Source organism: Cystobacter fuscus (genome assembly GCF_044360685.1).
Classification (GTDB): Bacteria; Myxococcota; Myxococcia; order Myxococcales; family Myxococcaceae; genus Cystobacter; species Cystobacter fuscus_C.
In genome coordinates this window covers 5,780,341-5,805,508 of the sequence record NZ_CP043491.1, presented here as the reverse complement: position 1 = coordinate 5,805,508, position 25,168 = coordinate 5,780,341, and the positions used below count along the sequence as shown (strand labels likewise).

Annotated in this window: 26 protein-coding genes; 14 read left to right on the top strand and 12 right to left on the bottom strand. The window is 68.5% G+C overall.

Going from position 1 to position 25,168, the window contains the following annotated elements; genetic code table 11:
• Positions 1–69 precede the first annotated feature (69 nt).
• Genes F0U63_RS23815 through F0U63_RS23805 form a run of 3 tightly spaced genes read right to left on the bottom strand, consistent with a single transcriptional unit; the run spans position 70 to position 3,125 of the window.
• Positions 70–1,593 (bottom strand): MlaD family protein, encoded by a 1,524-nt coding sequence (locus tag F0U63_RS23815; RefSeq protein WP_395848206.1) that lies wholly within the window; start codon positions 1,591–1,593, stop codon positions 70–72.
• A 12-nt stretch (positions 1,594–1,605) separates the two neighbouring features.
• Positions 1,606–2,346: an ABC transporter ATP-binding protein gene (locus F0U63_RS23810; RefSeq protein WP_395848414.1), complete on the bottom strand. Its 741-nt coding sequence runs from the start codon at positions 2,344–2,346 to the stop codon at positions 1,606–1,608.
• 29 nt (positions 2,347–2,375) lie between these two features.
• Positions 2,376–3,125, bottom strand: a complete 750-nt coding sequence (locus F0U63_RS23805; RefSeq protein ID WP_395848413.1) for an MlaE family ABC transporter permease — start codon at positions 3,123–3,125, stop codon at positions 2,376–2,378.
• Positions 3,126–3,411: 286 nt separating this feature from the next.
• Here F0U63_RS23805 and F0U63_RS23800 point away from each other — a divergent pair, with 286 nt between their 5' ends.
• The 4 genes from F0U63_RS23800 to F0U63_RS23785 are packed head-to-tail and all read left to right on the top strand — an operon-like array spanning position 3,412 to position 7,518.
• Entirely contained in the window at positions 3,412–3,990 is a 579-nt protein-coding gene (locus F0U63_RS23800; protein ID WP_395848205.1) for a hypothetical protein, read from the top strand.
• A gap of 40 nt (positions 3,991–4,030) precedes the next feature.
• Positions 4,031–5,443, top strand: a complete 1,413-nt coding sequence (locus F0U63_RS23795; RefSeq protein WP_395848204.1) for a hypothetical protein — start codon at positions 4,031–4,033, stop codon at positions 5,441–5,443.
• The gene (locus tag F0U63_RS23790; protein WP_395848203.1) at positions 5,440–6,138 is read left to right on the top strand and encodes a hypothetical protein; all 699 of its coding nucleotides are present in this window, start codon (positions 5,440–5,442) and stop codon (positions 6,136–6,138) included. The genes F0U63_RS23795 and F0U63_RS23790 overlap by 4 nt, the downstream gene beginning before the upstream one ends.
• A 12-nt stretch (positions 6,139–6,150) precedes the next feature.
• Positions 6,151–7,518: a M50 family metallopeptidase gene (locus F0U63_RS23785; protein ID WP_395848202.1), complete on the top strand. Its 1,368-nt coding sequence runs from the start codon at positions 6,151–6,153 to the stop codon at positions 7,516–7,518.
• On the opposite strand, the gene F0U63_RS23780 is transcribed toward F0U63_RS23785, so the two are convergent.
• The 5 genes from F0U63_RS23780 to xopAJ all read right to left on the bottom strand — a co-directional run bounded on the left by F0U63_RS23780 (position 7,503) and on the right by xopAJ (position 12,550).
• Positions 7,503–8,210, bottom strand: coding sequence for an RluA family pseudouridine synthase (locus F0U63_RS23780; protein WP_395848201.1), 708 nt, complete (start codon positions 8,208–8,210; stop codon positions 7,503–7,505). The two genes, F0U63_RS23785 and F0U63_RS23780, sit on opposite strands and share 16 nt — an antisense overlap.
• The gene (locus F0U63_RS23775) at positions 8,207–9,571 is read right to left on the bottom strand and encodes a M16 family metallopeptidase (protein WP_395848200.1); all 1,365 of its coding nucleotides are present in this window, start codon (positions 9,569–9,571) and stop codon (positions 8,207–8,209) included. Before F0U63_RS23775 ends, F0U63_RS23780 begins: the two co-directional genes overlap by 4 nt.
• Entirely contained in the window at positions 9,571–10,926 is a 1,356-nt protein-coding gene (locus F0U63_RS23770; RefSeq protein ID WP_395848199.1) for a M16 family metallopeptidase, read from the bottom strand. The genes F0U63_RS23775 and F0U63_RS23770 overlap by 1 nt, the downstream gene beginning before the upstream one ends.
• Positions 10,927–11,087: 161 nt before the next feature.
• Positions 11,088–11,333 carry a hypothetical protein gene (locus tag F0U63_RS23765; RefSeq protein ID WP_395848198.1) on the bottom strand — a complete coding sequence of 82 codons (246 nt, stop codon included), beginning with the start codon at positions 11,331–11,333 and terminating at the stop codon, positions 11,088–11,090.
• 38 nt (positions 11,334–11,371) lie between these two features.
• Positions 11,372–12,550: a XopAJ/AvrRxo1 family type III secretion system effector zeta toxin gene (gene xopAJ / locus F0U63_RS23760; RefSeq protein ID WP_395848197.1), complete on the bottom strand. Its 1,179-nt coding sequence runs from the start codon at positions 12,548–12,550 to the stop codon at positions 11,372–11,374.
• Between the two features lie 414 nt (positions 12,551–12,964).
• Here xopAJ and F0U63_RS23755 point away from each other — a divergent pair, with 414 nt between their 5' ends.
• The 6 genes from F0U63_RS23755 (at position 12,965) to F0U63_RS23730 (ending at position 17,783) form a co-directional block, all read left to right on the top strand.
• On the top strand, positions 12,965–14,188 hold the full coding sequence (locus F0U63_RS23755; RefSeq protein WP_395848196.1) for a cytochrome P450: 1,224 nt from the start codon (positions 12,965–12,967) through the stop codon (positions 14,186–14,188).
• Positions 14,189–14,307: 119 nt separating this feature from the next.
• Positions 14,308–14,994, top strand: coding sequence for a hypothetical protein (locus tag F0U63_RS23750; protein ID WP_395848195.1), 687 nt, complete (start codon positions 14,308–14,310; stop codon positions 14,992–14,994).
• Positions 14,995–15,359: 365 nt separating this feature from the next.
• Positions 15,360–16,586: a DUF2380 domain-containing protein gene (locus tag F0U63_RS23745; RefSeq protein ID WP_395848194.1), complete on the top strand. Its 1,227-nt coding sequence runs from the start codon at positions 15,360–15,362 to the stop codon at positions 16,584–16,586.
• Entirely contained in the window at positions 16,583–17,053 is a 471-nt protein-coding gene (locus F0U63_RS23740) for an NUDIX hydrolase (protein WP_395848193.1), read from the top strand. Before F0U63_RS23745 ends, F0U63_RS23740 begins: the two co-directional genes overlap by 4 nt.
• A gap of 21 nt (positions 17,054–17,074) precedes the next feature.
• Positions 17,075–17,545, top strand: a complete 471-nt coding sequence (locus tag F0U63_RS23735; RefSeq protein WP_395848192.1) for an NUDIX hydrolase — start codon at positions 17,075–17,077, stop codon at positions 17,543–17,545.
• Between the two features lie 85 nt (positions 17,546–17,630).
• A complete protein-coding gene (locus F0U63_RS23730; RefSeq protein WP_395848191.1) occupies positions 17,631–17,783 on the top strand; it encodes a hypothetical protein in 153 nt (50 codons plus the stop codon).
• A gap of 95 nt (positions 17,784–17,878) precedes the next feature.
• Here F0U63_RS23730 and F0U63_RS23725 read toward each other — a convergent pair whose 3' ends face one another.
• Positions 17,879–18,895 carry a hypothetical protein gene (locus F0U63_RS23725; RefSeq protein ID WP_395848190.1) on the bottom strand — a complete coding sequence of 339 codons (1,017 nt, stop codon included), beginning with the start codon at positions 18,893–18,895 and terminating at the stop codon, positions 17,879–17,881.
• A gap of 134 nt (positions 18,896–19,029) precedes the next feature.
• Between F0U63_RS23725 and F0U63_RS23720 the strand changes: the two genes are divergently transcribed.
• From F0U63_RS23720 to F0U63_RS23705, 4 genes are all read left to right on the top strand, one after another.
• A complete protein-coding gene (locus F0U63_RS23720) occupies positions 19,030–19,500 on the top strand; it encodes an NUDIX hydrolase (protein WP_395848189.1) in 471 nt (156 codons plus the stop codon).
• 35 nt (positions 19,501–19,535) lie between these two features.
• Positions 19,536–20,333: a subclass B1 metallo-beta-lactamase gene (gene bla, locus F0U63_RS23715; protein ID WP_395848188.1), complete on the top strand. Its 798-nt coding sequence runs from the start codon at positions 19,536–19,538 to the stop codon at positions 20,331–20,333.
• 123 nt (positions 20,334–20,456) lie between these two features.
• Positions 20,457–21,371: a peptidoglycan-binding protein gene (locus F0U63_RS23710; protein WP_395848187.1), complete on the top strand. Its 915-nt coding sequence runs from the start codon at positions 20,457–20,459 to the stop codon at positions 21,369–21,371.
• A 77-nt stretch (positions 21,372–21,448) separates the two neighbouring features.
• Positions 21,449–22,663, top strand: a complete 1,215-nt coding sequence (locus F0U63_RS23705) for a cytochrome P450 (protein WP_395848186.1) — start codon at positions 21,449–21,451, stop codon at positions 22,661–22,663.
• A gap of 39 nt (positions 22,664–22,702) precedes the next feature.
• Here F0U63_RS23705 and F0U63_RS23700 read toward each other — a convergent pair whose 3' ends face one another.
• The 3 genes from F0U63_RS23700 to F0U63_RS23690 form a co-directional block, all read right to left on the bottom strand.
• Positions 22,703–23,530 (bottom strand): hypothetical protein, encoded by an 828-nt coding sequence (locus tag F0U63_RS23700; RefSeq protein ID WP_395848185.1) that lies wholly within the window; start codon positions 23,528–23,530, stop codon positions 22,703–22,705.
• A 40-nt stretch (positions 23,531–23,570) separates the two neighbouring features.
• Entirely contained in the window at positions 23,571–24,197 is a 627-nt protein-coding gene (locus F0U63_RS23695) for a DUF4142 domain-containing protein (protein ID WP_395848184.1), read from the bottom strand.
• 120 nt (positions 24,198–24,317) lie between these two features.
• A complete protein-coding gene (locus F0U63_RS23690) occupies positions 24,318–25,088 on the bottom strand; it encodes a hypothetical protein (protein WP_395848183.1) in 771 nt (256 codons plus the stop codon).
• Between the last annotated feature and the right edge of the window lie 80 nt (positions 25,089–25,168).

Here is a 25,168-nt window from a genome sequence, read left to right as displayed (position 1 = left end):
CGGACACAGCGGCACGGGGGCTCCCAGGGGCCCGTGCCGAGGCGAGGTACGACTTTTGGGCCGGTCAGGTCAAGGGGTGGGAAGGACGGGCAGCAGCGCCTTGAGATCGTCGTCGGTGAAGTAGAGGCCACCGCCGAAGAAGAAGTCCCGGCCGGCGAGCATGCGCCGGTTGTTGATGTCGCGCTGGGGCGCGTTGAGCAGATCGTCCATGCCCACGGTGACGAAGATGCGATCGAAGGCCTGGGCCCGGAGCGAGGTGCGGATGCGGGGGTAGCGCAGCTCGTCCACCGAGAAGTTGAAGGCGTCCAGCCTGAGCATCAGGTGGTCCTTGAAGAAGTGGAAGTCGGCGCCCACACCGCCCGTGGACTCGATGATGCCGAAGCGCAGCGTGGTGAAGTAGTAGCGCTTGGCGAACTGCGCGCTGAAGGTGAAGCCCTGGCGGGTGATCTTCTGCTGCTGCAGCACGGGCTCGCCCGAGGAGGGCGGGTTGGTCTGGGTGTAGACCGTCTCCGAGATGCCGCGCGGATCATCCACCACCTCCAGCAGGTAGTACTTGTCCGGCCGGGGGGCCAGGCGCACCGACAGGCTGTTCTTCGACGTCTCCTGCCCGGTGAGCCACGTGGCCTGGAGCCCCACCTCGGTCTGCAGCCCGGTGATGGTGGAGGCGAGGCTGGACACGTCCTCCACGGTCTCGGCGAGCTTCTGGCCCAGGCGCTCGTCGCTCAGGAGCGTGCCCACGGCGCCCTCGCCGTTCTTCACCTTGGTGGTGACCTCCTCGATGTTGGCGAGCGAGCGATCCAACCGCTCCATCGTCCTCTTGAGGCTGGACACACTGTCCTTGAGGTCCCCTTCCCCGCTGCCGATGATCTGGCGCACCGTGACGAGCACCTCGCGGGTGTCCTGGGTGATGACCTCGATGTTCTTCACGATGTGGCCGACGCTCTCCTCGTTGGAGTGCGTCATGCCGCGCACGTCGTTGCTCACGCCCTCGAAGTTGCGCAGGATGGCGTCCAGGCGCTCGGAGCTGGTGCGCACCGTCATGTCCACCGAGTCCGACAGGCGCACCATGTTGTCCACGATGCGCCCGAGCGAGCCCGCGCCCTTCTCGCCGCCGAGCACGTCGCGCAGGGCGCCCGTCACCTGCTGGATGTCCTCGGTGATCTGACTGAGCGAGGCGAAGGCGGCCTCCATGCCCTGCACGTCCACCACCTTGCGGATCTCCTCGCCGTCCTTGAGCGGCGGGGTCATCTCGGTGCCGGGGTTCAAGTCCAGCAGGTAGTCGCCGAGCAGCGACTCGGAGCGTTTGATGAGGGCGGCGTCCTGGTGGAGCACCACGTCGCGGCGCACGCGCACGGTCACCTTGGCGCGCGTGCCCTCCAGGGTGACGCCCGTCACCTCGCCCACGGGGATGCCGGCGATCTGGATGCGGCTCTTGGTGCCCAGGCCCGAGGCGTCGCGGAAGTAGGCGTAGGCCTCCATGGCCTCGTCCTTGCCCATGCCCCCCTTGCGGGTGAAGAGGATGAAGGCCATGAGGCATCCTCCGGCGATGAGCACCAGCAGACCGACGCGGAAGGGTGTGATGAAGCGCTTCACCGGGAGTGACTCCTAGTCGTTCTTACCAAACCACGTCTGGAGGAAGATCTTCACCGCGGGTTGCTGCGAGGCGAGCAGCTGCTCCGGGGTGCCCTGCTCCAGGATGACGCCCTTGCTGAGGAAGGCGATCTGGTTGGCGATGTTGAAGGCCGAGGCGACGTCGTGGCTGATGACGACGCTGGTGATGCCCAGCTCGCGCTGGGCCGCGAGGATCATCTCGTCCACGTAGTCGGTGGTGATGGGATCCAACCCCGTGGTGGGCTCGTCGTAGAGGACGATCTTCGGATTCATCACGATGGCGCGCGCCAGGCCCACGCGCTTGCGCATGCCGCCGGACAGGTCCGCGGGGAACTTCGTCTCCACCGAGCGCGGCAGGCCCATGAGCTCGAGCTTGGAGCGCACGAGCGCCTGTTCCTCGTCCACGGGCAGCTTGCGGTGCTCGCGCAGGGGGAAGGCCACGTTCTCGTAGACGTTCATCGAGTCGAAGAGCGCCGCGGCCTGGAACACCATGCCGAACTTGTGGCGCACGCGCTCGAGGCCCTCGGCGCCCAGGGGGACGATGTCCTCGCCATCGATGAGGACCTCGCCCGCGTCGGGCTTGAGCAGGCCGATCATGTGCTTCATGAGCACCGTCTTGCCCGAGCCCGAGCCGCCGAGGATGACGCAGGTGCTGCCCGAGGGCACGGCGAGCTCGATGCCCGTGAGGACCTTGTTCGGGCCGAAGGACTTGTGCAGGCCGCGGATGTCGATCATCGGCCGCGCGGGAGTCGTATCGCCCATCATCAGTGCAGGAGCACCCCGACGATGAAGTCGAGGATGAAGATGGAGAGGGCGCTGTTGACCATGGCGGCGGTGGTGGCCTGGCCCACGCCCTTGGCGCCGCCGGTGGCGTTGTACCCCTTGAAGCAGCAGATGAGCGCCACGGACAGGCCGAAGACGGCGCCCTTGATGAGGCCCTCGTAGACGTCGATGGGATCCAACCACTGCTGCGTGCGGGCGATGAAGGTACCGGGGGACACGTTCTGCACCGACACCGCGACGATGTAGGCGCCGAAGATGCCCGAGGTGTCGAAGAGCAGCGTGAGCGCGGGCACCATGAGCAGGCCCGCCAGCACCCGGGGCACCAGCAGGTACTGCACGGGGTTGACGGCCATGGTCTCCAGGGCGTCCACCTGCTCGGTGACGCGCATGGTGCCCAGCTCCGTGCACATGGCGGAGCCGGCGCGCATGGTCATCATCAGCGCGGAGAACACGGGGGCCAGCTCGCGTGTGAGCACCAGACCCACCGTGGGGCCCACGAGGCTCTGGGCGTCGAACATGGCGAAGGCGCGCGCGGACTGGTTGGCGAACACCATGCCGGTGAACAGGCCGGTGAGCAGCACGATGAAGACGCTGCCCACGCCCACGAAGTCCAGCTGGAAGAAGAAGTTGGCGGCGCGAAACGGCGGGCGCACGCTCCAGCGCGCCACGTCCGCCCCGAGCGTCGCCAGCCGGCCGAGCTCCTCTACCCCCTCGACGAACACCCGTCCCAGGCTCTCGATGGCCCGGACGATCCACGAGGTACGCGGGGATTCCTCCACCTTCTGCTCTGTGTTCTCGGATGCCACCGGGGGCCTACTCTACGTGCCCCGGTTCCAGGCACAAGCAAAGGCTCCTCCTCCCCCACTCCCCGTGTGCGCCCAGGCTTCCCGGACCCCAGGCATCCAGGCACTGGCCCCCCGTGGCCGACAAAGGGGGTTTCTCCGGAGCGGTGTTGCCGTTATGTTGCGCCCCCCTTTTCATCCCCCCTCCACATAGAGAAGCGAGAAGCACACACCCATGGCGACCCAACTCAAGGTCGGCGGCGAGGTCGACGCGTTCTGCACCCGCTGCAGGCTCACGCTCGCACACACCATCCTGGCGATGGTGGGCACGAAGATCGCTCGCGTGCGCTGCAACACCTGCAACGGCGACCACGCCTTCCGGTCCGCGCCCGGCACCACGGACCGGCCGAGCACCTCGTCGCGCTCGAGCGGCGGCGGCTCCAGCACCCCCCGCGCCCCGCGCGCCAGCCGCGCGTCGGACGAGGACAAGGTCATCATCTCCTTCGAGGAGCAGCTGGCGGGCAAGGACATCGCCAATGCCCCGCGCTACAGCCCCAAGGACACCTACAAGGTGGATCAGGTCATCCAGCACCCCACCTTCGGCCTCGGCCTGGTGACGGCCGTGCGGGGCAACAAGGTGGACATCACCTTCAAGTCCGAGACCAAGACGCTCGTGCACGCCACCGGGGGCGCCAGCGCGGAGAAGCCCAGTTTCAGTCCGCCCAACGCGAAGATGACAGGCCCAGCGGACAAGCCCATGACGGCTCCCGTGGAAGAGCCCGCGGATATCCCGGGCGACACCGCCGAGGGTTGACACGGACGCCGGGGAGGCTGGACGGTAAGGGCCCTTGCCTATGCGCGTGCTCCTGACCCTGCTGCTGCTCGCCCTGCCGGGCCTGGCGGGGGCGGAGCCCTTGCCGGTGACGCTGTTGCCCCCCGAGGTGGTGCTCGGCCGGGATCCGGTGGTGGTGGTGCGGGTGGCGACCCCGCCGGACGCCCCGCCGCTCCGGGCCGCGGCCTCCACGGGCCGGCTCACGCCCCAGCGCTCCTCCAAGCCCGGAGAGTCCCTGTTCATCTGGACACCTCCGGACATCCGCTACCCGCTGCTGGCGGTGCTCGCCTTCTGGACGGACTCGCCCGACGGCCCGCCGGAGATCACCCGCGTGCCCATTCCGCTGCTGGGCCGCAACGAGCTCACGGTGGACACGGCCGCGGGCGCCCAGGTGGTGGTGGAGGTGGCCGGCCGCAGCTTCGGCCCCGCCCGCGCCGACCGCCGGGGCAAGGCCAAGGTGACGGTGCAGGTGCCCCCGGGGGTGAGCAAGGCCAGCGTGCGCGTCACCTCCACGCGCCAGCGGCCCTCGTTGCGCACCATCCCCCTCGACGTGCCCCCCGAGCAGCCCCTGCTCGCGGTGATGAGCCCCGAGTCCCTGCCGGCGGGTGGCAACGGCTGGCTCGTCCTCATGGGGGCGCAGCCCGTGCCGGGCTCGCAGCTGCGCCTGCGGGTTCAGGGCGCCAGCACCCGGGAGGAGCTGCCCAGTGTCTTCCGCGTGAAGCCGGAGCCCGGCGCGAACGCGGTCGTGGTGGAGGCCCAGCGGGCGGATGGCACCGGCTCGGCGCGTCTGACGACCCACGTCGTGACGGCCGTGGCACGATTCACCCCCGCGCCACCTCCCCCCGCCCTGGTGGTGCCCCTGGCCGCGGTGACGCCCGCGCTCGTCCTCGGGCCCGTGATGCCCCCCCCTCCCCGCCCTCCGCCTCCCTCCCACCCCTTTTCCGTACAGGTGCTCGCCGGGGGCGTTCTCGCCGGGGGGGACAACCGGGGGCCGCTGGCCTCGCTGGGCGTGGGCTACCAGCTTCCCCTGCTCAACGGTCGCTTCACCCTGGAGGCCGAGGCGGGCCTGCGGCGCTCCACCTCCCATCCCCTCGTCGAGGGCCTGGGCACGGTGGACTCCCGGGTGCTGGCCTACCCCCTGCTGCTCTCGGTGAGGGGGCTGGCGTTCGAGCTTGGACGCTTTTCCCTGCACGGCCGGGTGGGCGCCGGGCCGACGTACTACAATCACCGCGCGACGGGCTCCTTCTTCGACACCCCGCTCGTCCAGCAAGGGCGCACCTTCATGGGCTTTGTCGCGGCACAGGCCGTCTGGCGTCTGGGCGCGGTGAGCACCCTCCTCGAGGTGCGCGCGGGCCGTGCCGCCGCGAGCTCCTCGCTCGTCGATGCCCAGCTCGGCGGTCTTTCCGCCTGCGTGGGCCTGAGGTACCGGTTATGAGCAAGCGGTTGATCCTGGTGCTCGCCACGGTGCTGAGCGCGTGCGAACCCACTTCACCCCCCCTGAAGCCCTTCCAGATCCTCGACGTGGCGCCCCTCACCCAGAAGACCAACGAGTCGAAGAGTGTCCGGGTCCAGCTCGACACGGATCCCTCCTTCCTCGTGGACTACGGCGCGCCCGCGGCCCGGATGGTGGGACAGCCCCGGCTGGTGATTGGCCCCCACTCCCTTCCCCTCAACTACCTGGGCCATGGCCTGCTCGAGGGCACCGTGGAGCCGCTGGCGGTGGGCAACTACATCGTCGGGGTGAACCTGGGTGATGGGCGCGAGGCCACCTTCGCCACGCCCTACGTGGTGACGCCGGTGGAGGAGCCGAAGCCGCCGGAGCCGCGGGCGACGTACGAGTTCGCGCGCATCGATCCCCAGATCCAGGGCCGGCCCTTCCTCGTCACCATCACCGTCACCGTCCATGATCAGGTGGCGGGCGCTCCCCCCTTCCAGGGCACCGCCGAGCTGTCGGTCTACACCAAGGGCTCGTCCGTCTTCAGCGTGCAACTGGGGCCCTTCACGGCGGGCAAGCTCCAGCAAGAGATCATCATCGACCAGTCCGGCGACGACTTCGTCGCCAAGATCGAGGACGCCACGGAGGAGCAGGCGTTTTCCAACGCCTTCCCGGTGGATCCCTCCGAGAGCTGATTCACGAGACACATGAGCACGGACTCTTCTTCTCCCTTCTCCTGGCACTTCAACCTCGGCCGCATCCCGGTCGTCGTCGAGCCGAGCTTCTGGCTCATCACCACCATGTTCGGCATGTACGGCCAGATGGACGACTGGCGCCGCGTGCTGTCGTGGGTGGCCGTCTGTTTCGTCTCCATCCTGTTGCATGAGCTGGGACACGCGCTCATGGCGATGAGCCTGGGGTGCGACGTGGCGGGCATCCGGCTCTATGCCTTCGGCGGGCTGACGTACCCGGACCGGATGCTCAGCCGCTGGCGCGACGTGGCCGTCACCGCCGCCGGCCCGGCCGCGGGCTTCCTGTTCGGCGGACTGATGATCGCCGTCAACTACTTCGTACCCCCGCAGACGCCGCTGGCCCTCACCATCTTCCGCCAGCTCATGTGGGTGAACTTCGGCTGGGGCATCATCAACCTGCTGCCCGTGCTGCCCCTGGACGGCGGACAGATCCTGCGCGGCGTGCTGGGCCCCACCCGGCAGCGGCTCACCCTGTGGATAGGGGTGATCTTCGCGGGCGCGGTGACAGCCCTGTTCCTCTTCCTGCGCGCGTTCTTCTCCGCCTTCATGTTCGGCCGCATGGCGTACGACTGCTGGCAGGCGCTGTCGGTGGCCCGGGACGTCAAGCCGCTGCCCCCCGTGCAGGCCGTGGAGCCCGAGCCGGAAGCGCTCGCGCGCGGCTGGCAGGCGTTGCGCTCGGGCCAGGAGACGGAAGCGGCGCGGCTGGCCCACCTGGCGCTCGCGTCGGCCCAGCCAGGCGCGGAGACCAACGCGGCGAGGGACCTGCTCGCCTGGGTGGCGCTCGCCGAGGGCAACCCCCGCGCCGCCCTGTCCCACCTGGAGAAGGTGCAGCCGCCCCAGGACGCGCGGCCCTTCAGCTGGGCCATGGCCTACGAGGCCGCGGGCCTGCCGGATCGCGCCCTCGCGCCCGCGCTCGCCGCGCTGGAGCGCGAGCCCTCCGAGACGGTCGTGGCGCTGGCGGTGCGTCTGCTCGTGAAGGCACGGCGGCTGGAGGAGGCCGAGCGCACCGCGCGCGACTTCGCCTGGAAGTCCCTGGCCCGGCGCGACGCGCTGCTCGCGGACATCGCGGTGGCCCGGGGAGACTTCGACGCGGCGGCGGCGCTCTTCGCCGCCACCTTCGAGAGCACCGGCCGCGCGGAGGAGGCCTACCAGGCCGCCCTCAACCATGCGCGCGACGCTCAACTGGAGCGCGCCGCCGAGTGGCTCAAGCGCGCGCTGGACGCGGGGTATGACGATCTGGAGGCCGTCAGCCTGGAGCCCGCGTTCGCCCCGGTGCGCTCCGCGCCGGAGATCGCCGCGCGGCTCGGTCAGCGCAAGCCCTGACGGACGAGCCCCACGGTGCGCGCCATGTCCCCGGGGAGCGGGGACTCCAGGCGGCGCGCCCCCACGCCCGGCAGCGCGGGCCACTCCAGCCGGGCCGCGTGCAGGGGCGTGCGGGCCAGCACCACGTCCTGCCCCTCCCCGCCCAGCTCGCGCGCCGTCCACGGCGTGTCCCGCCCGTACTGGTGATCCACGAGCAGCGGGTGTCCCAGGGACAACAGGTGCACGCGAATCTGGTGCGTGCGCCCCGTGAGCGGCTCGGCCTCCACGAGGCTGGCCGAGGAGAACACCTCCACGGGCTGAATCCGCGTCGTCGAGGGCTTGCCCTCCTCACCCGGCCGGGCCACCCGCATGCGGCCCTTGCGCGCGGGCGCGAGCGCGGCGTCCACCACGACGGGCGCCTCCAGCCGGCCCTCCACCAACGCGAGGTAGTGCTTGTGCACCGCTCCGGCCTCGAAGGCCATGGACAGCGTGCGGTGGACCTCGGGCGTCAGGGCGAACACCACCACGCCCGAGGTGTCCCGATCCAACCGGTGCACCACGAACACCTTGCGCTTGAGCTCCGCCTCCAGCACCTCGCGCAGCGACGGGGCGCTGTCCTCGGAGCGCCCGGGGATGACGAGCATCCCCGCGGGCTTGTCCACCGCGAGCACTCCCCCGCCCTCGAAGAGGACGGGGATGCGCGCGCCGCTCACTCGTAGTCCGAGGCCGGCACCACCTTCACCGACCCCAGCCCCTTGAGCTGCTTCTTCACCGCGGACGCCTTGCCCAGGAGCACGATGAGCGGGGGGTTGGGGAAGAGGTACTTCGCCGCCACCTCCTGCGTCTGCCTGGGCTTCACCGCGTGCAGGCGCTCGCGGAACTTCTCCACCCAGTCGTCCCCGAGCGCGTGCACCCGGATGTCGCCGATGACGGACGCCACCGACTCGTTCGTCTCGGTGCGCATGGGGTAGAGCCCCGCCAGGTAGCGCTGCGCCTTCTTCAGCTCCGCCGCGCTGATGCCGCCCTCGCGCACCTTGGCCACCTCGGCGAGCGTCACGTCGAGCATCTCCCGCGTGCGCTCCGTCTGGGTGAAGGTGGAGATGGCGAACACGCCGCCCACGTTGAGCATGTCGAAGTAGCTGCTGATGCCGTACGTCAGGCCGCGCTCCACGCGCACCTCGTTCACCAGCCGCGAGGTGAAGCCACCGCCGAGCACGTTGTTCATCGCCGCGGACGGGAAGTAGTCCGGGTGCCCCATGCGGAAGCCCGGGCCGCCGATGCGCACCTGCGTCTGCGTCTGATCCGGCTTGTCCACGAGCAGGATGCGGCCCGAGGCCATCTTCCCCATGGCGAGCTGCGGCGCCACTTCCGGCCCGCCCGTCCAGCCCGCGAAGGCCTTCTCCGCCTCGTCCAGCACGAGCTTCGGATCCACCGCGCCCACCACCGACAGGAGCGCCACCTTGGGCCCCAGCCGCTCGCCGTGGAAGCGCACGAGATCCTCGCGCGTGAAGGTGCGCACGTGCGCCGAGCTGCCGCCGATGTCATGGCCATAGGGGTGTGCGCCCCACAGCGCCCGGGTGAAGGCCCGGTCGGCGATCGTCGACGGATCGTCCAGATCATTGGCGAAGCCCGCCAGGGTGCGCTCGCGCGCCAGCTCCACCTCGCGCTCGGGGAAGGACGGCTCGCGGACGATCTCCCCGAGCAGCCCGATCATCGCCGGGAAGTGCTCGGCGGGCGTGGTGACGAAGAACGACAGCAGATCCTCGTTGCTGCCCACCGAGAAGCTCGCGCCGACGAACTCGATGGCCTCGTCGAGCTCGTCCGCGCTGCGCTTCTGCGTCCCGCGGCGCATGAGCCGCGCGGTGAAATCCGCCAGGCCGTGCTTGTCCTTGGGATCCACCGCGCTGCCCGCGCGCACCACCAGCCGCATGGCGACGAGCGGCAGCGGCCCCCGCTCGGCCGCTAGCACCTTGAGGCCGCTGGAGGTGGTGCTCTCGTGCAGGGGGGGCAACATCAGCGCGCCCGTCGTGCTCGTCGCGGCCGGCTTCTTCGTCACGCTCTTCCGGGCCGCCATCACGCCACCTCCTGTGCGTCCACCGCGTCCAAAGCGGCGCCGGCCCCGTCCTTGGGAGCCGTGGGCCGCACCGTCACCACCGAGCGGCGCTCGGGCGCGAAGTACTTCGCCGCCACCGCGCGCACCTGCTCGTTCGTCGCGGCCGCGTACACGCTCGGCAGGGTCAGGCCGTCGCGCCACGAGCCCAAGAGCGCCTCGTAGTGGCCCATGGCGTGGGCCCGGCCGCTGTTGGTGGCCAGCTCGCGCAGGTGGTCTGCGCGCAGGTTGTTCTTCGCCTTCTGCAGCTCGCGCTCGGTGAGGCCCTCGGCCACCAGACGCTCGAGCTCCGCGTAGAGCGCCTCCTCCACCTTGCGCGGATCCGAGTCCGGCTTGAGCTCCAGGAAGAAGAGGATGATGCCCGGATCCAGGCGCCAGCCCCAGTCCACGCCCACCGACACGGCGAGCTGGGTGTCATAGACGAGCTTCTTGGTCAGCCGGCTGCCCTCGCCCTTGGCCAGCGCGTACTGGATGACGTCCAGCAGCAGCGTGTCCTCGTCGCGCGCGGCCGGGCCGCGGTAGGCGATCATCAGGGCCGGGGACTGGGCGGGGTGGCGCACCTCGGCGCGGCGCTCGCCCTTCTGCTCGGGCTCGGCGTCGAGCACGGGCGCGGGCGTGGGGCCCTTGGGGATGTCCCCGTAGTACTTGCGCACCAGCGCCAGCGTCTTCTTCGGATCGATGTCCCCGACGATGTAGAGCACCGCGTTGTTGGGCGCGTAGTAGGTGCGGAAGTACTGCTCGCAGTCCTGGCGGGTGATGTTCTCGATGTCCTTCTGCCAGCCGATGACGGGCCAGCGGTACGCGTGCGCCTTCCACACGAGCGTGCCGAGTTCCTCGTCCATGATGCCGGTGATGTCGTTGTCCACGCGCACGCGGCGCTCTTCCAGCACCACCTGGCGCTCGCTCTTGAGCGCCACGTCGTTGATGCGCAACGAGCGCATCCGGTCCGACTCCAGGTCGAGCACCGTCTCCAGCGCGTCCGAGGCGAAGTCCTCGTAGTACACGGTCATGTCCGTGGACGTGTAGGCGTTGGAGCGGCCGCCGTTGGACTCGAGCGTCTGATCGAACTTCTTGGGGCCGTACTTCTTGGCCCCGTTGAACATCATGTGCTCGAACAGGTGGCTGATGCCGGTGATGCCGGGCCGCTCGTTGCGGCTGCCCACCTGGAAGAAGGTGTAGAGACTGACCACCGGGGTCTGATGGTTGGCCAGCAGACGCACCCGGAGGCCATTGGGCAGCGTGGCCTCCTGGACGTCGAACAGGGAGAGGAGGACGGGATCCGCCGTGCGCGCGGCGGGTTTCGCGGGAGCCTTCGCCATAGAGGCTCACCGTATAACGACTCTCCGCCGGGGCAAGCACGCCTTTCACCTGGGACTGTCAGGCAGGCTTCCCTCTTCGCTCGCCCAGCGGAGGACCCCGCTCCCTCCACGCCTCGCTCCGGCCTGGAAGGCGACCGCCGAGGGGGCCGGGGCCCACGGGCTCAGCCCGCGTCGTGTTCGACGAGCTCCCGGCGGTACTCCGCGAACTCCTGCAGCGTCTTCACCTCCGTCGCCAGCAGGTAATACTGCTCCTCGTATTCCTCCACCGTCCGCGGCGTCAGCGGACTCTCGCCGATGTCCGCCGTCACGTCGTACACCTGGCGGAACTTCTGGATGTCGAACGGCTCCTTGTCGGGACTGCGCCGGGCCTCGGCGATCGCGTCACGGATTTCTTGTCTCGCACTCATGGGTGATTCCTCGGATGCGGGCTTTCAGGGTGCGCGGCTCAGTTGATCTTCTTGGAGTGCGCATCGAGCGCCTGTTCCAACGTCATGCCCTGGAAGCGCGACAGCGCCTCTCGCATGGGGGCCTTGAAGGACTCCGGCGCTTCGTCGACCTGCTTGTGGATGAAGTTCGAGTCGATCACGATGCGACGAGCCACTTCCACGGACTTGTAGGGGTTGCTCTTCACCGAGCGGTCGAACAACTGCTCCTGCTCTTGTGTCTTCGGGCCGTGCCATACGCCATCGCGCTTGTAGGCCACCCGGACCGGGATCCCCTTGTTGTCGGGCACGAACAGGTCGTAACTGGTGACTCGCGGGTTGTCGATGACGCCCTTGAAGCCGCGAACACGCGTGCCATCGGAGGCCACTTCGTCAGGACGCCCGAGGAGCACCTCCTCGCGGTTCACCCGGGTGCCGATGAAGCCCTCGGCCACCGCGTTGAAGGGGACCCGGGGTTCGGCGCTGTCGACAGGCCGCATCAGGACGCGGACGACCGAGCGGGTGAGACCCGAGTCGATGTCCACGACCTGAACTTTCTTGTCGTGCTGCTCCGCGGTCCGCAGCATCTCGCTGAACTCATGGCGCTTGGCGAAACGCTTGTCATACACCAGCGAGGCGCCCTTGGTTTTGAGCATGTCGTGCTCGACGCGCTGGGAGATGACGTTTCCCTCCTGATGTGCCTGTTTATGGCTGATGGTGTTCTGGCCATCCTTGCGTGCGAGCTGCACCAGGTCGGCCTTGATGGGATCGGGGTTGATGGCACCGTCGAGGTGCGCGCCCAGATGGGCGAAGTTGTCGAGCGTGCGCAGCGCCGTGGTCTTGCCCGCGGCGGTGTTGCCCATGACGGCGACGATGGTGTTGGGCTGGCCGTGGGCCGCCATGACATCCGAGAGTCGATTGGCCGCGTCCTTGCGCTGCTGGCCGAGCCGCTGCTGGATCTGGGCCCGCTCCGGGTGCCAGTTGCCCGGCTGGAGCAGGAAGCGCTCGGTCTGCGCATAGCTCGGCTTCTTGCCCTGGTGTCCCTCCACGGGGTTGGAGAAGACTTCCGTGGTGGACAGCTTGCCACCGCTGTTCGCTATCACCTTCGAGAGATCATCGTAGGGAGGGGGGGAGCGGCGGCGGACCATGGCCAGCACGTCCCGGGCGTTCTCGGGGGTGATCTGCTGGAGGCGCTTCGTCACGGTGGGGCCGCCCCACGGACGGAACTGCCCCTGATGTGGCACCCGCTGACCCCGGTGGTTGTCCAGAACGTGCGGAAGGTCCACGGGCCCCTTGGGGGGGGACCCCTGGGTGAATGAACTCGCCTCGTCCATCGCGGCCTGGTCTGCCTCCGCGGCGGTGGGGGTGGCGGTAGTGGCGGCGGTGGGATGCTCTCCCCTCACCTCCTTGCGATGTGCACCATGGGTGTTGTCGGTCGGCTTGTAGCGATGACCGTGCCCACCCCTCTTGATTCCATTGCTATCCATATTGGGAATCTAGTGTATTCCAATGTGGACCGGAATACCAGGATTGCTGGATCCCTCGCGGGGCAAGCACGTCTTTCATGTGGGGACGGTCAGGCATACTTCCTTTTTTCGCCCCCCGCCGGAGTCCCCATGCCCCCTGCCGTCATGCCGTGGTCGCCCGAACACCTGCGCGACCCCTACCCCTTCTACGCCTCGCTCCGGGAGTCCGCCCCCGTCCTCCAGGTGGAGCCCTTCAGGGGGGCGTATGCCATCACCCGCTACGACGACATCACCTCGGTTCTCAAGAATCCGGGAATCTTCTCCTCCGCGCGCGTGGAGCCCGTGGTGTCGCTGACGGCGGAGAGCGGCGAGAAGGCGCGCGGCTACTTCGGCAACTCGAAGAACCTCATCTCCGCGGACCCGCCCGAGCACACACGCCTGCGTGCCCTGGTGGGCCGGGCCTTCACGCCCCGCCGCGTCGCCGAGCTGGAGCCGTGGATGCGCTCGCTCACGCGCGAGTTGCTCGAGCGCATGCTCGCCCGGGAGGAGTTCGATCTGATGGCGGAGCTGGCTGTTCCCCTGCCCGTCACCGTCATCAGCGAGTTGCTCGGCGTGGAGCCCGAACGCCGCAAGGACTTCAAGCGCTGGTCCGACGACGTCATGAAGACGATGGCCATGGCCGTGGGCACGCACGATCCGGCCCCCATCCTCGCGAGCCTCGAGGAGTTCCACGCCTACCTGAAGCGGATCATCGAGCAGCGGCGGCGCGAGCCGCGCGAGGATCTCATCAGTGCCCTGCTCGAGGCGAGCGAGGGCTACCTGGAGGTGCCGGATCTCATCTCCTTCACCCGGGTGTTGCTCGTCGCGGGCAACGAGACCACGGCCAGTCTGTTGGGTAACGCCATGGTGGCCCTGCTGCGCCACCCCCGGGAGCTGGAGCGGCTGCTGGAAAATCCCTCACTCACCGCCTCCACCGTCGAGGAGGCGCTGCGCTATGACGGGCCCCTGCAGGCGCTCGTGCGGGTGACCTCGGAGGACACCCAGGTCGCGGGCCACCGCATTCCCGAGGGAGCACGCGTCATGCTGCTGCTCGCGTGCGCCAATCGCGACCCCCGCCGCTTCGTGGAGCCGGACCGGTTCGACATCACCCGCGACAACCCGAGCTCGCTGTCCTTCGGGCACGGCGTGCATTTCTGCCTCGGCGCGCCCCTGGCGAGGCTGGAGGCGAAGGTGGTGCTCGAGGAACTCGTCTCGCGGGTGCGCCATGTCTCGTTCGCCCCCGGCCAGGAGCAGCGCCTGGACTGGGGCGACTCGCTGCAACTGCGCGGCCCCCGCGCCCTGCGCTTGAGGGCCGAGCGGCGCCCCACCCCCTGAGCAGCCGTCGAGGAATGTGTCTCGCGGTGCGGGAGTGGACGTACCATGGGCGTGGGGGGGGACCGTGGCCAGGGGGGTGGCCCCGGGGGCGGTCCAGCCCTCGAACGATCGAGGACGATATGACTGCTTCTTCGCTTGCCGCTCCCCAGCTCGTCATCAACAGCCGCATGCTGTATTCGAGCTGGATTCCCGCCGACCCTCAAGCCGCCGCGGCACTGCTCGCCCCGGGGCTGCGTCCCGCCGCCAACCGGGCCGTGTACATGAACCAGTACGTCGTCGACTCGGCGGAGCAGACGTCGAGCTTCGGCGCCTACTCGCTCACGTACCTGGGGGTGGACCTGGCGGACCGCACCGCACCGGATGGCGTGACACCCGCGCGCTTCTTCACCCACTACTTCAACTCCTCGGAGACGGTGCGCGCCTACGTGCGCGAGCGGGGCGTGCCGGCCTCGCAGGGCGCGACGGTGCTGGAACTCACGGGCAACGAGCTCGTGGCCACCACGCGGGTGGACGGCGTGCCCATCATCCGCACGGTGGCGCGCGTGGGGTCGGCCATTGGCTCGGTGGCGCGCGGCCACCTGCTCTACGTGACGCGGGTGGGCAAGCGGCTGATGGCGGGCAACTACCCCTACGTGGGCGAGGTCGTCTCCCCCTTCGAGCTGGTGTCGCTGGAGTTCCTCGCCAAGGATCATCCGGTGTACGCGCTGCGCCCGGCGCAGCCCCTGCGGCGCGTGGAAGCCTGGTGCTGGTACGCGCCCCGGGACTCCTTCGTGTACCCGGGCGGCGAGTACGAATACGAGCCATGAGGGCCCGTGCGGGGGGCCCTCCGACATGAGCCTGGGAGTGGACAATGCGCGCTGACTCGCCAGGGACAAGGGGAACGGGGCTGTTGCTCGCCCTGGCATTGCTGTCCAACGCCTGTGCGTCGCTGAGGCCTCCGCCCGGCCGGGGGATGAGGCTGCACTACACGCCGCACGAGGCCACAGGGCCCACGGTGACCGGAGGGCCGAGCGAGGAGTCTCGGCTCGCCCGCTCCTCTCCGCCACCCTCCCCGACTGGGCCCGAGGCACCGGAGCGGCTGCACCGGCGCCGGGACTCGCGGGAGTCCGTGACAGCGGCGGGCCCTGACAGGGTTGAGGGAAGTGCGTGGCCAAACGCCCTCGCGGCCCACGTGGCGTTTCTCGGTGCCCTGGACGAAGTGTCCGTCTCCTCGCGCCGCCTCTCCAGCGAGCTCTCCAGGCTCGAGGTCAGCCACCCGGGCGTTGCCGGTGTCGGCAACGGCATCTTCGTCCGCTACGTCGACTACGGCGAACGTCAACTGCGATGGATTGACGCCGAGCTCGCAGCCGCCACCCGGCTGGCCACCACCGCCTCGGAGGTGGAGGACCCGGACATGCAGCTTGCCCTCCTGCGCCTGGCCGGCCCACGGCTGGAGGCCGCCATGATGGGCGCCTTCCTGATGGCCGTGTGGTTCGACTTCCTCCACCTCACCGACGCCGCGCTCTCCCGGCACCTGTATGGCGTGGAGACGCTGTTCATGAACATGGACCGCATCCAGAGGATGATCGAGCCCACCATGACGGCGCTCTCCTCATTGGAGCCAGAGCAGGTGGAGGCCGCGGCGCAAGACGTCCCCGCCCTGGTAGGTCACCTCACCGGCGAGTTCGCCACACTCCGTGAGGCCATACGCAAGGGGGCGGAAGTCCTCCAGAAGGCGCTGGCACTGAAGGAGGCCATGGAGGCGCTCACCATGCTATCGGCGCTGAGATTCTCCCTGCCCCGGCTGCTGCCGCGAGCCGGTCCCGCCACGCTCGGCGTGGGCTTCATGGTGAGTTCCAACGGCGTGATGATGGGCACACGGATTGTCGTCTCCGCCGAGTGGGTGGAGATGATGCGCCAGTTGGTGCGGGCGGGCGTCCTCTCCGTGCCCGCCGTCAGCGCCGCCGTGCGGATTCAGGCCGGCCAGGTGCTGATGGCCGAGGCACACGGCGAGCTACCCAGGGGCGTGCGCGAGGCGCTGGGCGACAGCCCCGAGGTGCGGGGCATGCGCGTGACGGGCAAAACGGGGGCCGGCATGGCCGAGCCTCCGCGGCACCACGTCATGCCCAAGGAGTTTCGCGAGTGGTTCGAGAAGCGCGGCTTCACCGGCGAGATGGACATCAACAAGTTCTGCGTCAGGTTGGAGCAGGCGCACCACGAGGCCATTCACGGCGGTGGCGACTGGAAGCTTGGCCGCACATGGCCCGGTGAATGGAACCGGATGCTCATGAAGGTGCTGCGCGACGCCGAGGTTGAAGCCGGCCGGACGTTGACGCGGAACGAGGTCCTGGACATCGTCGCGAGGTACATGAAGGAGTACAGAATCCCGATGAAATTTGTCCGGTGGAGAGGACCATGAGCGACGGAGGTGCTTGGGAAGGCAACGTGAAAGCGCGCCTGTATGAGCGGGTGCGCCAGCGTGGTTATGATTCGCTCACCGCCTTTGCTGAGGCGCGCCCGACCGCCTCACTATTGGAACTGGCGGATGAGCTTGGTCCTGATGACATCGCAGCAGTGCAGGTGTTCAGCGGGTTGGTGGCTGAGGCGGAGCGTAGCCGTCGGGTCACACGGTTGGTGCGCGGTCAGCTCGTGCGCGAACTGGCCGAAGCACTCCCCAACGGCTGGCCAGGCGTTATGGATGATGCGACCCGCTTCAAGGTTGCCGTGGCACTCGCCCGTTGGGGGACCTACACCCCAGAAACTCATGAAGAGCATGTCGAGCGGGCCAAGGCAGCACTTCGCGCTTCTCCACCACCACCCGGGTGGCGAGCGCTCGGCCCCGACGACGAGTTGCTCCTCACGCTCCTACCCGACGAAGAGGTTTGAACTTCCCCCTTGGAGAGCACGATGACCGACGGACGCTCCTGGGAGGGTAACTGGAAGGTGCGCTTGTACGAGCGGGTCCGCGAGCGGGGCTACGACTCGCTCACCGCCTTCGCAGAGGCGCGCCCGACCGCTTCGCTGGTGGCGCTGGCCGAGGAACTAGGTCCGGACGACATCGCGGGAGTGCAGGTGTTCGGCGGACTGCTGGCCGAAGCGGAGCGACGCAAGCAGATCACGCGCCTTGTGCGCGGCCTGCTCGTGCGCGAACTGTCTCAGCGTCTCCCCAATGGTTGGCCGACCGTGCTGGACGACGATAGCCGCCTCAAGGTTGCCGTGGCGCTCGGCACGTGGTTTGCCCATACTCCTGAAACCCATAAGGAGCGCGTTGACAAGGCCGGCGATTCACTCCTCGCCACGTCGCCGCCTCCCGGATGGCTCCCGCGCGGGCCCGACGACGAGCTGCTGCTGACTCTCCTGCCCGACGAAGAAGCCTGAGCTTCACCCCTGGAGATCAGCCCTCGAGAGGCGGCCCGGGCCAGGGAACTCCCCTCCCCTGGCCCGCTGGGTATGCTCGCCGCCCATGCTCTCCTTCGACACGCCGACGCATCGCTTCCACCTGCGCGCCGCCGCCGTCATCCGCCAGGGCCCGCGCGTGCTGCTGCACCGCCTCGAGACCGACACGTTCTGGGCGCTGCCGGGTGGGCGCGTGGAGCCCGGAGTGGAGGCCTGGTGATGGTACGCGCCCCGGAACTCCTTCGTGTACCCAGGCGGCGAGTACGAATACGAGCCGTGATGTCCCAGGACGCACGCCAGGGCCTTCTGCCTTTCTCAGTGGGCAGAAGGCATGGCGGAACTCCGTGACAGGAGTTCCTTCCCCGCCTCCAACATCAGCGGTGTACCACGCGAAACGGCTGTGTTGCCCAGATGCAGGGAACGCCGATTCTTGAAACTTCCCTTGAGCACCATGCCCCACTCCCTCTCATCCGAATCCTCAACCCGATACTTCTTGATGTCGATCGCCTCCACCTGGTCCGCCGACCAGAAGAACCCTCTCAAGTTCCTGACGACGGCCTCAAGGTATTGCTCGAATTCACCCTGCGGCAGCCTTCTCAGTTGCTCGAAGATGTAGATGGGGTCGGCCCGGGGCGCGGATTTCAGAGGGGAGCGGGAACCCACATGGAGCGCCTCGAACAACTCGGCGCCACTTTCCACGCAGTTCTGCTCCAGCGGAAGAAACGCCACCCGCCCAGGGACGATGACGGCGTAGCCATGCTGGCTCAGCAAGAAGCCGCTGTCATGGAACGCCCAGAAGACGGAGGCCTCGGACGAATGCTTACGGGGTCCGGAGATATCGTGCATTTGCGTCCGGACGTACAAACTGACAGTCAACAACTCCGCGTTCGTGATGCGGATGAGCTTGAGTGTTCGTCCGTCCTTCAGGCGCACGCACACGCTCTGGATCTTGCGATTCAGCTCGACACCATTGTCTTGGGAAATGCTGCTCAACGGCACCTCGATAGCGGGGCCTTGGCGTGGCACCCAGCGCAGGCGCTCCTCTTTGAGCTGGTACCGTCCAGAAGCGCGGAACTGGAGAAGAGTGACGACGGTCCTGCGAGTCAACCACAGACCGAGAATGCAGACCGCGGCCAGATTGAATTCCCTGGCGGAGTCCGTCATCTGGGCGAGTGCCAGCACCAGCATGCCCATGAGCAGCAAGGAGATGATCCACAGCCCATTCCTCGAGAACTCCAGAGGGTCCATGAAGAACTTCCCCTCGAGCAGCACCTCGTCATTGGGATCCGAGTAGGACTCGGGAGCAACTCCTTCAGGGGGGATCGGATTCACGGGGGCCGCAGAGGGGCTCATGCAGTAAAGCTACGCCCTGTCCTTTCACCCACGGTGACACGCGCGTGACTTGTGGGTGTCGGTGGCTCGCCCTGGAGCATCCTCCCCTGGCCCGCTGGGTATGCTCGCCGCCCATGCTCTCCTTCGACACGCCGACGCATCGCTTCCACCTGCGCGCCGCCGCCGTCATCCGCCAGGGCGCTCGCGTGCTGCTCCACCGGCTCGAGACCGACACCATCTGGGCACTGCCGGGCGGGCGCGTGGAACCCGGAGAGGAGTCCGCGGCCACCGTGGTTCGCGAGCTGCGAGAGGAATTGGGACTCGAGGCCACCGTGAGCCGTCTGCTGTGGGTGGCCGAGAACTTCTTCCCGCACGCGGGCCGGAACTACCACGAGCTCGGCATGTACTTCGAGGTCACCCTCCCAGACGACAGCCCTCTGTTGACCAGCCCCGGTCCGTACTTCGGCTCGGAGCCCGGGGCCGTGCTGAGATTCCAATGGTTCACCCTCGAGGAGCTCGAGCGGCTCGACGTGCGCCCCGCCTTCCTCACACGCGCGTTGGGCTCGACCTCGCCAGTCCCCATGCACTTCGTCGTCCGCGACTGAGCGAGGGGCGACGCCAAAGTAGAGTCGCCCCCACCATGAACCTCTCCCGACTCCGCCCGCCTCGCGCGTGGCTCTTGCTCCTGCTGGGCACGGCCTGTGCCTCCACCCCACCCGCTCCGGACCAAGGGACTCCGGCTCCGTCCGCTGTGGGCCAGGCCCCGGCTGCCGACGAGGCCGTGCTCGCCGAGGACGTCCGCATCCGGCGCATCGCTCCCGGTGTCTGGCTCCACGTGACGCTGGCGGGCGAGGAGTGGGGACGCACCCCCTCCAACGGGCTGCTCGTCGAGCAGGGCGACTCCACGCTCCTCGTCGACACGGCCTGGAACGCGCGGCAGACGGAGCTCCTGCTCGCGTGGGCGAAGGACACCCTGCACCGGCCCGTGCGCGCCGCCCTGGTGACACACTCCCACGCCGACCGGACGGGAGGCATGTCCGCGCTCGTGGCGCGAGGAGTGCCCGTCCACGCGAGCGAGGACACCGCGCGCCTCACCGCTGGGCACGGCCGGCCCGCCCCCGACCAGCGCCTGCCCGAAACGGGAACGCTGGGCCCGCTGGAGGTCTTCTTCCCCGGCCCCGGGCACTCGCGGGACAACCTCGTCGTGTGGCTGCCCGCCCACCGGCTCCTGTTCGGCGGCTGCTTCGTGAAGGACGCGGGCGCCCGGAACCTCGGCAACGTGGAGGACGCGGACGTGGCCGCCTGGCCCGCGAGCCTCAAGCGCCTGCGTCAACGCTTTCCCGACATGCGCGAGGTGGTGCCCGGCCACGGTGAGCCCGGGGGGCCCGAGCTCCTGACACACACCCAGGCCCTGTTGCGCGACGCGCCCCCGGGTTGACCCCCGTCCCGAGGGGGCTCGGCGCGGCTCGGCCCCTTTTCCTCACATGCGGAGGAAACTTTTTTTCAGGCCCTACGAAAATGGGAACAGTTGGTCCCCCTGCGAACAAGCGAGTCCGCCCCCATGGTCGCCATTGCCCGCGCCGCCCCCTCCTCCGCCCTCCGCACCACCGCGGCCCTGTCCAACCCCGTGCTGCGCGAGGGCTCCAAGGGTGCCTCCGTCACCGCGCTGCAGAACAAGCTCAAGGCGGCGGGCTTCAACCCGGGCTCGGTGGACGGCGCCTTCGGGCCCAAGACGGAAGCGGCGGTGAAGGCCTTCCAGAAGGCGCACGGCCTCGCGGCCGACGGCATCGTGGGCCCCAAGACGTGGGGCGCCCTGAACAAGGTGGGAGCGTCCTCGGGCGGCTCGGGCCCCACGCTGCGCGAGGGCGCCAGGGGCGAGGCGGTGCGCGCCCTGCAGAACCGGCTCAACGCCCTGGGCTTCAACGCGGGCAGCGCGGATGGCGCCTTCGGCCCCAAGACGGAGGCGGCGGTGAAGGCCTTCCAGAAGTCCCGCGGTCTCGCGGCTGATGGCGTGGTGGGTCCCAAGACGTGGGACAAGCTGGGCATCAAGGTGAGCGGCGGCTCGGGCCCCTCCGCTCCCTCGGGAGGTGGCCGCGTCGTCACCGGCTACGTCAACGGCGTGCCCCGGCAGATCACCCTCAGTGGCATTCCCAATGGCAAGCAGATGCGCTCGGACGCGGCGGCCGCCTTCAACCGCATGCACGCCGCGGCGGCCCGCGCCGGCATCAACCTGCACGTCAACAGCGGCTTCCGCACCATGGCCGAGCAGCAGGAGCTCTACCGCAAGTACCAGAACGGCACCGGCAACCTCGCCGCCAAACCGGGCTACTCCAACCACCAGGGCGGCATCGCCGTGGACGTCAACGTGGGCAGCACCAGCAGCGCCACCTACCGGTGGATGGCCGCCCACGCCGCCGAGTTCGGCTTCAAGCGCACCGTGCCCTCCGAGCCCTGGCACTGGGAATTCCGGCCGTGAGCCAGTGCTGAGCGGCGAACACCCGCCGCCCGCGTCCTCGTCCGGAGCGTGATAAATCCTTCCGGGCGAGGACCTTCATGTCGACCATCACGCCGCCTGATTTCAGTTCGCAGAACTTCAAGGCCAACCCTTTTCCGTTCTACGCGCGCCTGCGCCAGGAAGCGCCCGTCTACCACTTCACCAGCCTCACGAAGGAGCCCACCTGGCTGGTGACGCGCTACGAGGACGTCTCCCAGGTCTTGAAGCACGCGAGCCTGAGCAAGGATGTCTTCGGCGCCGCCGGCGCGGAGCGCCGTGCGCGGATGCCCTGGCTCTTGAAGATCTTCGAGCCCGTTTCCCAGAACATGCTGAGCAAGGATCCGCCGGATCACACCCGGCTGCGCTCGCTCGTGCACAAGGCCTTCACGCCGCGGTTGATCGAGCAGCTGCGCTCGCGCGTCCAGGCGCTGTCGGACCGGCTGCTGGATGAGGCCGCGCGCAAGGGCTCCATGGATCTCGTCTCGGAGTACGCGCTGATCGTCCCCGTGACCATCATCGCCGAGATGCTGGGGGTGCCCCCGAGCGACTACCGGAAGTTCCAGCACTGGTCCAACCGGCTCATCTCGAACACGAACCTGTGGGACGTGATCCTCTCCGTGCCGAGCGTGGTGATGTTCACCCGCTACCTGCGTCAGCTCATCGCGCGGCGGCGCTCGTCGCTGGGAGACGATCTGCTCTCGGCCCTCATCCAGGCGGAGGAGGCGGGAGACAAGCTGAACGCGGACGAGCTGGTCAGCATGGTGTTCCTGCTGCTGGTGGCCGGGCACGAAACCACGGTGAACCTGATCTCCGGCGGCACGCTCGCCCTCTTGCAACACCCCGAGCAGTTGGATCGGCTGAGGAAGGAGCCCGGCCTCATCGAGCCGGCGGTCGAGGAGCTGCTGCGCTACGCGAGCCCGGTGGAGGTCTCCACCGAGCGCTTCACGAAGGAAGACATCACCGTGGGCGGGGTGACGATTCCGCGAGGGAATCTGGTCTTCGCCGCGATCGCCTCGGCCAACCGCGACGAGCGTCATTTCAAGGATCCGGACACGCTCGATCTGGGCCGCGAGCCCAACCGGCACCTGTCCTTCGGAATGGGCATTCACTACTGCCTGGGAGCACCGCTCGCGCGGCTCGAGGGGCAGATCGCCCTGCAGACGCTGGTGAACCGGTTTCCGAAGCTGCGCCTGGCCACACCGGCGCAGTCGCTCAAGTGGCGCACGGGCGTGCTGATGCGCGGGCCCCAGCGGCTGCCGGTCTCGCTGTCCTAGGCCAGCCGAAGCGAGCCCCGTGCCCCCGCCCTGGCACCGTCATCGCGGGGGACGGCGCGTGGCCCACTCGTCGCAGAGGGACTCCTCGTGGGACTGGCCGACGCACTTCAGGCCCGGCTCCGTTTCCGAGCCCGGGACGAGCCGCTCGCACCAGCGCCGCAACACCCGGTGCACACAGGCCTCGTCCGCTTGGGAGGGCCGCTGCAGTTGGAGCTGGAACGCCCGTCCTCCCGAGGCCACGCCCGACACGATGGGACCCCGGGGGAACGCCCGCGCCTTCTCGCGAGTCCAGAAGGGGCGGGACGCTCCCAAGGCCGCTGCCACCTCGGCCTCGGGCAGGGGCTCACAGCGCCCGGCGCCCGGACACACCAGGAAGCGCGCCGTGACCTCCAGGTCGCACCGGGTGCAGCGGACCTTCGAGCGCTGGAGGAAGGGCGAGGCGCCGCCGCGCAGGAAGTCGAGCTCGACGGCGGCATGGTCCGCGGGGCGGGTGCGTGAACAGCTGTGGGTGCTCAGGCCCTTGGACTCGGAGCCCTCGGCGTACACGAGGTAATCGACGCCCATCTTGAAATCGTAGCCACACGCGGTGCCGAACACGCTCGTGGTGACGAGCCGCTGGGCCCGGGCCTTCCCCTTGAAGGTCTCGGTCACGGTGAAGGTGACGCGGTGCTCGAGCGGACGCCCCTCGCCCCCCACGCGCTGGAGGTCCTCGACCCGCCCTCGGAAGATGGTGGAGGCCCGCGCGCGTGCCTGCTGGAAGGCGACCCGGTCGTCCGGCTCGCGCCCGCAGCTGCACGCCCGCGCCTCCGAGATCCACGCGAGCGGGCCAAGGAAGACAATCACCCCCAGGATGCGGAGCCAGAGCATACGGCCACTCTAGGCCATCCGGGGTCGAGTGGGTCTCCAGTCATGGGCTCGGGGAGAGGTCCTTCCGGAGGAGGACAGCGGTATCGAGATGGTGTTGCGCCGTGCCTCGGGCCGCCAGGGCGAAGTCACGCAGCTCGGCGTTTCGGAGTTGGGGCTGGAGCACATTGTCCATCAGGAACAGGGTCGTCGCGTGGAGGGAGACCTGCACGTCCATGTAGGCCAGATCGAATGTCCCCGCGTCGGCACTCGAGCGGAGGATCGTGAGGAGCTGGTTCGACCCCGCCATGAGCTGCAGGCTGAGCGGGCTCTCTCGGGGCGTGATGCCCAGGGTTTGCAGGAGCGTTTGGAGTTCCTGGTTGGCCGCCGTGTGATCCTGGACCATCTGCTCGGCGAAGCGACGAACCTCTGGGCTCGTCGCCTGCTGTCGCGCGAGCTCGCCCTGTTGGATTTCGCCCATGTTCACGGTGATGACCACCTGGGAGATCTCCTCATCGCTCAAGGCGGGCAGGCCGATATCCGCGGCCACCGGGCATGACGTCCCATCGGTGTTGAGATGGGGACTGCCGTCGGTGGTCATCGGGCCGTCCACACACGCGCCAACCCCCAGCACCACGAGCGAGAGCAGGAGCAGCCGGGCGACGGAGCGCGGCGGGTTCTTCTGGTGCATGGTTTCCCCTCCACCTGGTCCGCGATCAAGGTGAATCCGGGGGGAGCCCCATGCCATCGTCCCGCGGTGGGGCTTTCCGATACGACTTTGCCGACGAGGAATCAGTTGAAGTGGTTCATGTCACGCCGATCCGGCGTCCAGTTCCTGGGGCGTGGGAATGCGTAGCAGCAAACGCATCTGGTGCCTGCGATTGTACCCCACGGAAAAGAGTTCGCTCCCGATGGAGACCACTGCCGGAAGCGGAGGTTCGGGCTGCTTCGCCAACCAGGACTCCGCCTCCTTGCGGCTCGAGAAGGAACGGGCGGGAGGCGAGGTCCTGGAGGAACGGAGGGTCTCCAAGTACTCCTCGAAGCCATGGTCTTCTCCCATGCGCATCACGAAGTCGAAGGAAGTCTTGGCGGTTCTGAGGGCCTCGAGTTCTTCAGGTGAGGCTACCCGCTGCTCCAGTTCGTAGAGGTGGAAGCAGACCACGTTGAAGAGGTCGAAGAGATGGAACTCCGTGCCGAGTCTCGGAGGGGGATGATTGGACTTTTCCTCAACCTCTTCTTCCTCGGGTTCCTCCTCCATCCGTGCCCACTCTTCCTGAGTAGGGAGAGGCAACAATTTGCGGTGCTTGAGTTCGCGCGCGTAGGCAACATGATAGCGCAACTCCCCTACCCCAACGAAAGCTCCGTGGGGTGGCGCGGGGTGGGATTCAAGCCAGGCGTCGGCCTCTTCCTTCGTCGGGAAAGCGAGAACCGGACTCAAAGACTCCCCGGCCTCGCCTCGCTCCAGGATGAAATGAAGTGCGATTCTTGAGTTCCTGAGCGCCTCGTGTTGCTCCGGAGTAGTGGCATGACGCTCTACATCGTGGAGAAGGCGAAGGATGCGCTTGATGAAATCGGAATTCATATAGGCGCTCCAGAGTGTCGTGGGCCGCGGGGAGGGTTGCGAGATCACCAACCGCGATCACGTTTCGCGGCTGACAATGA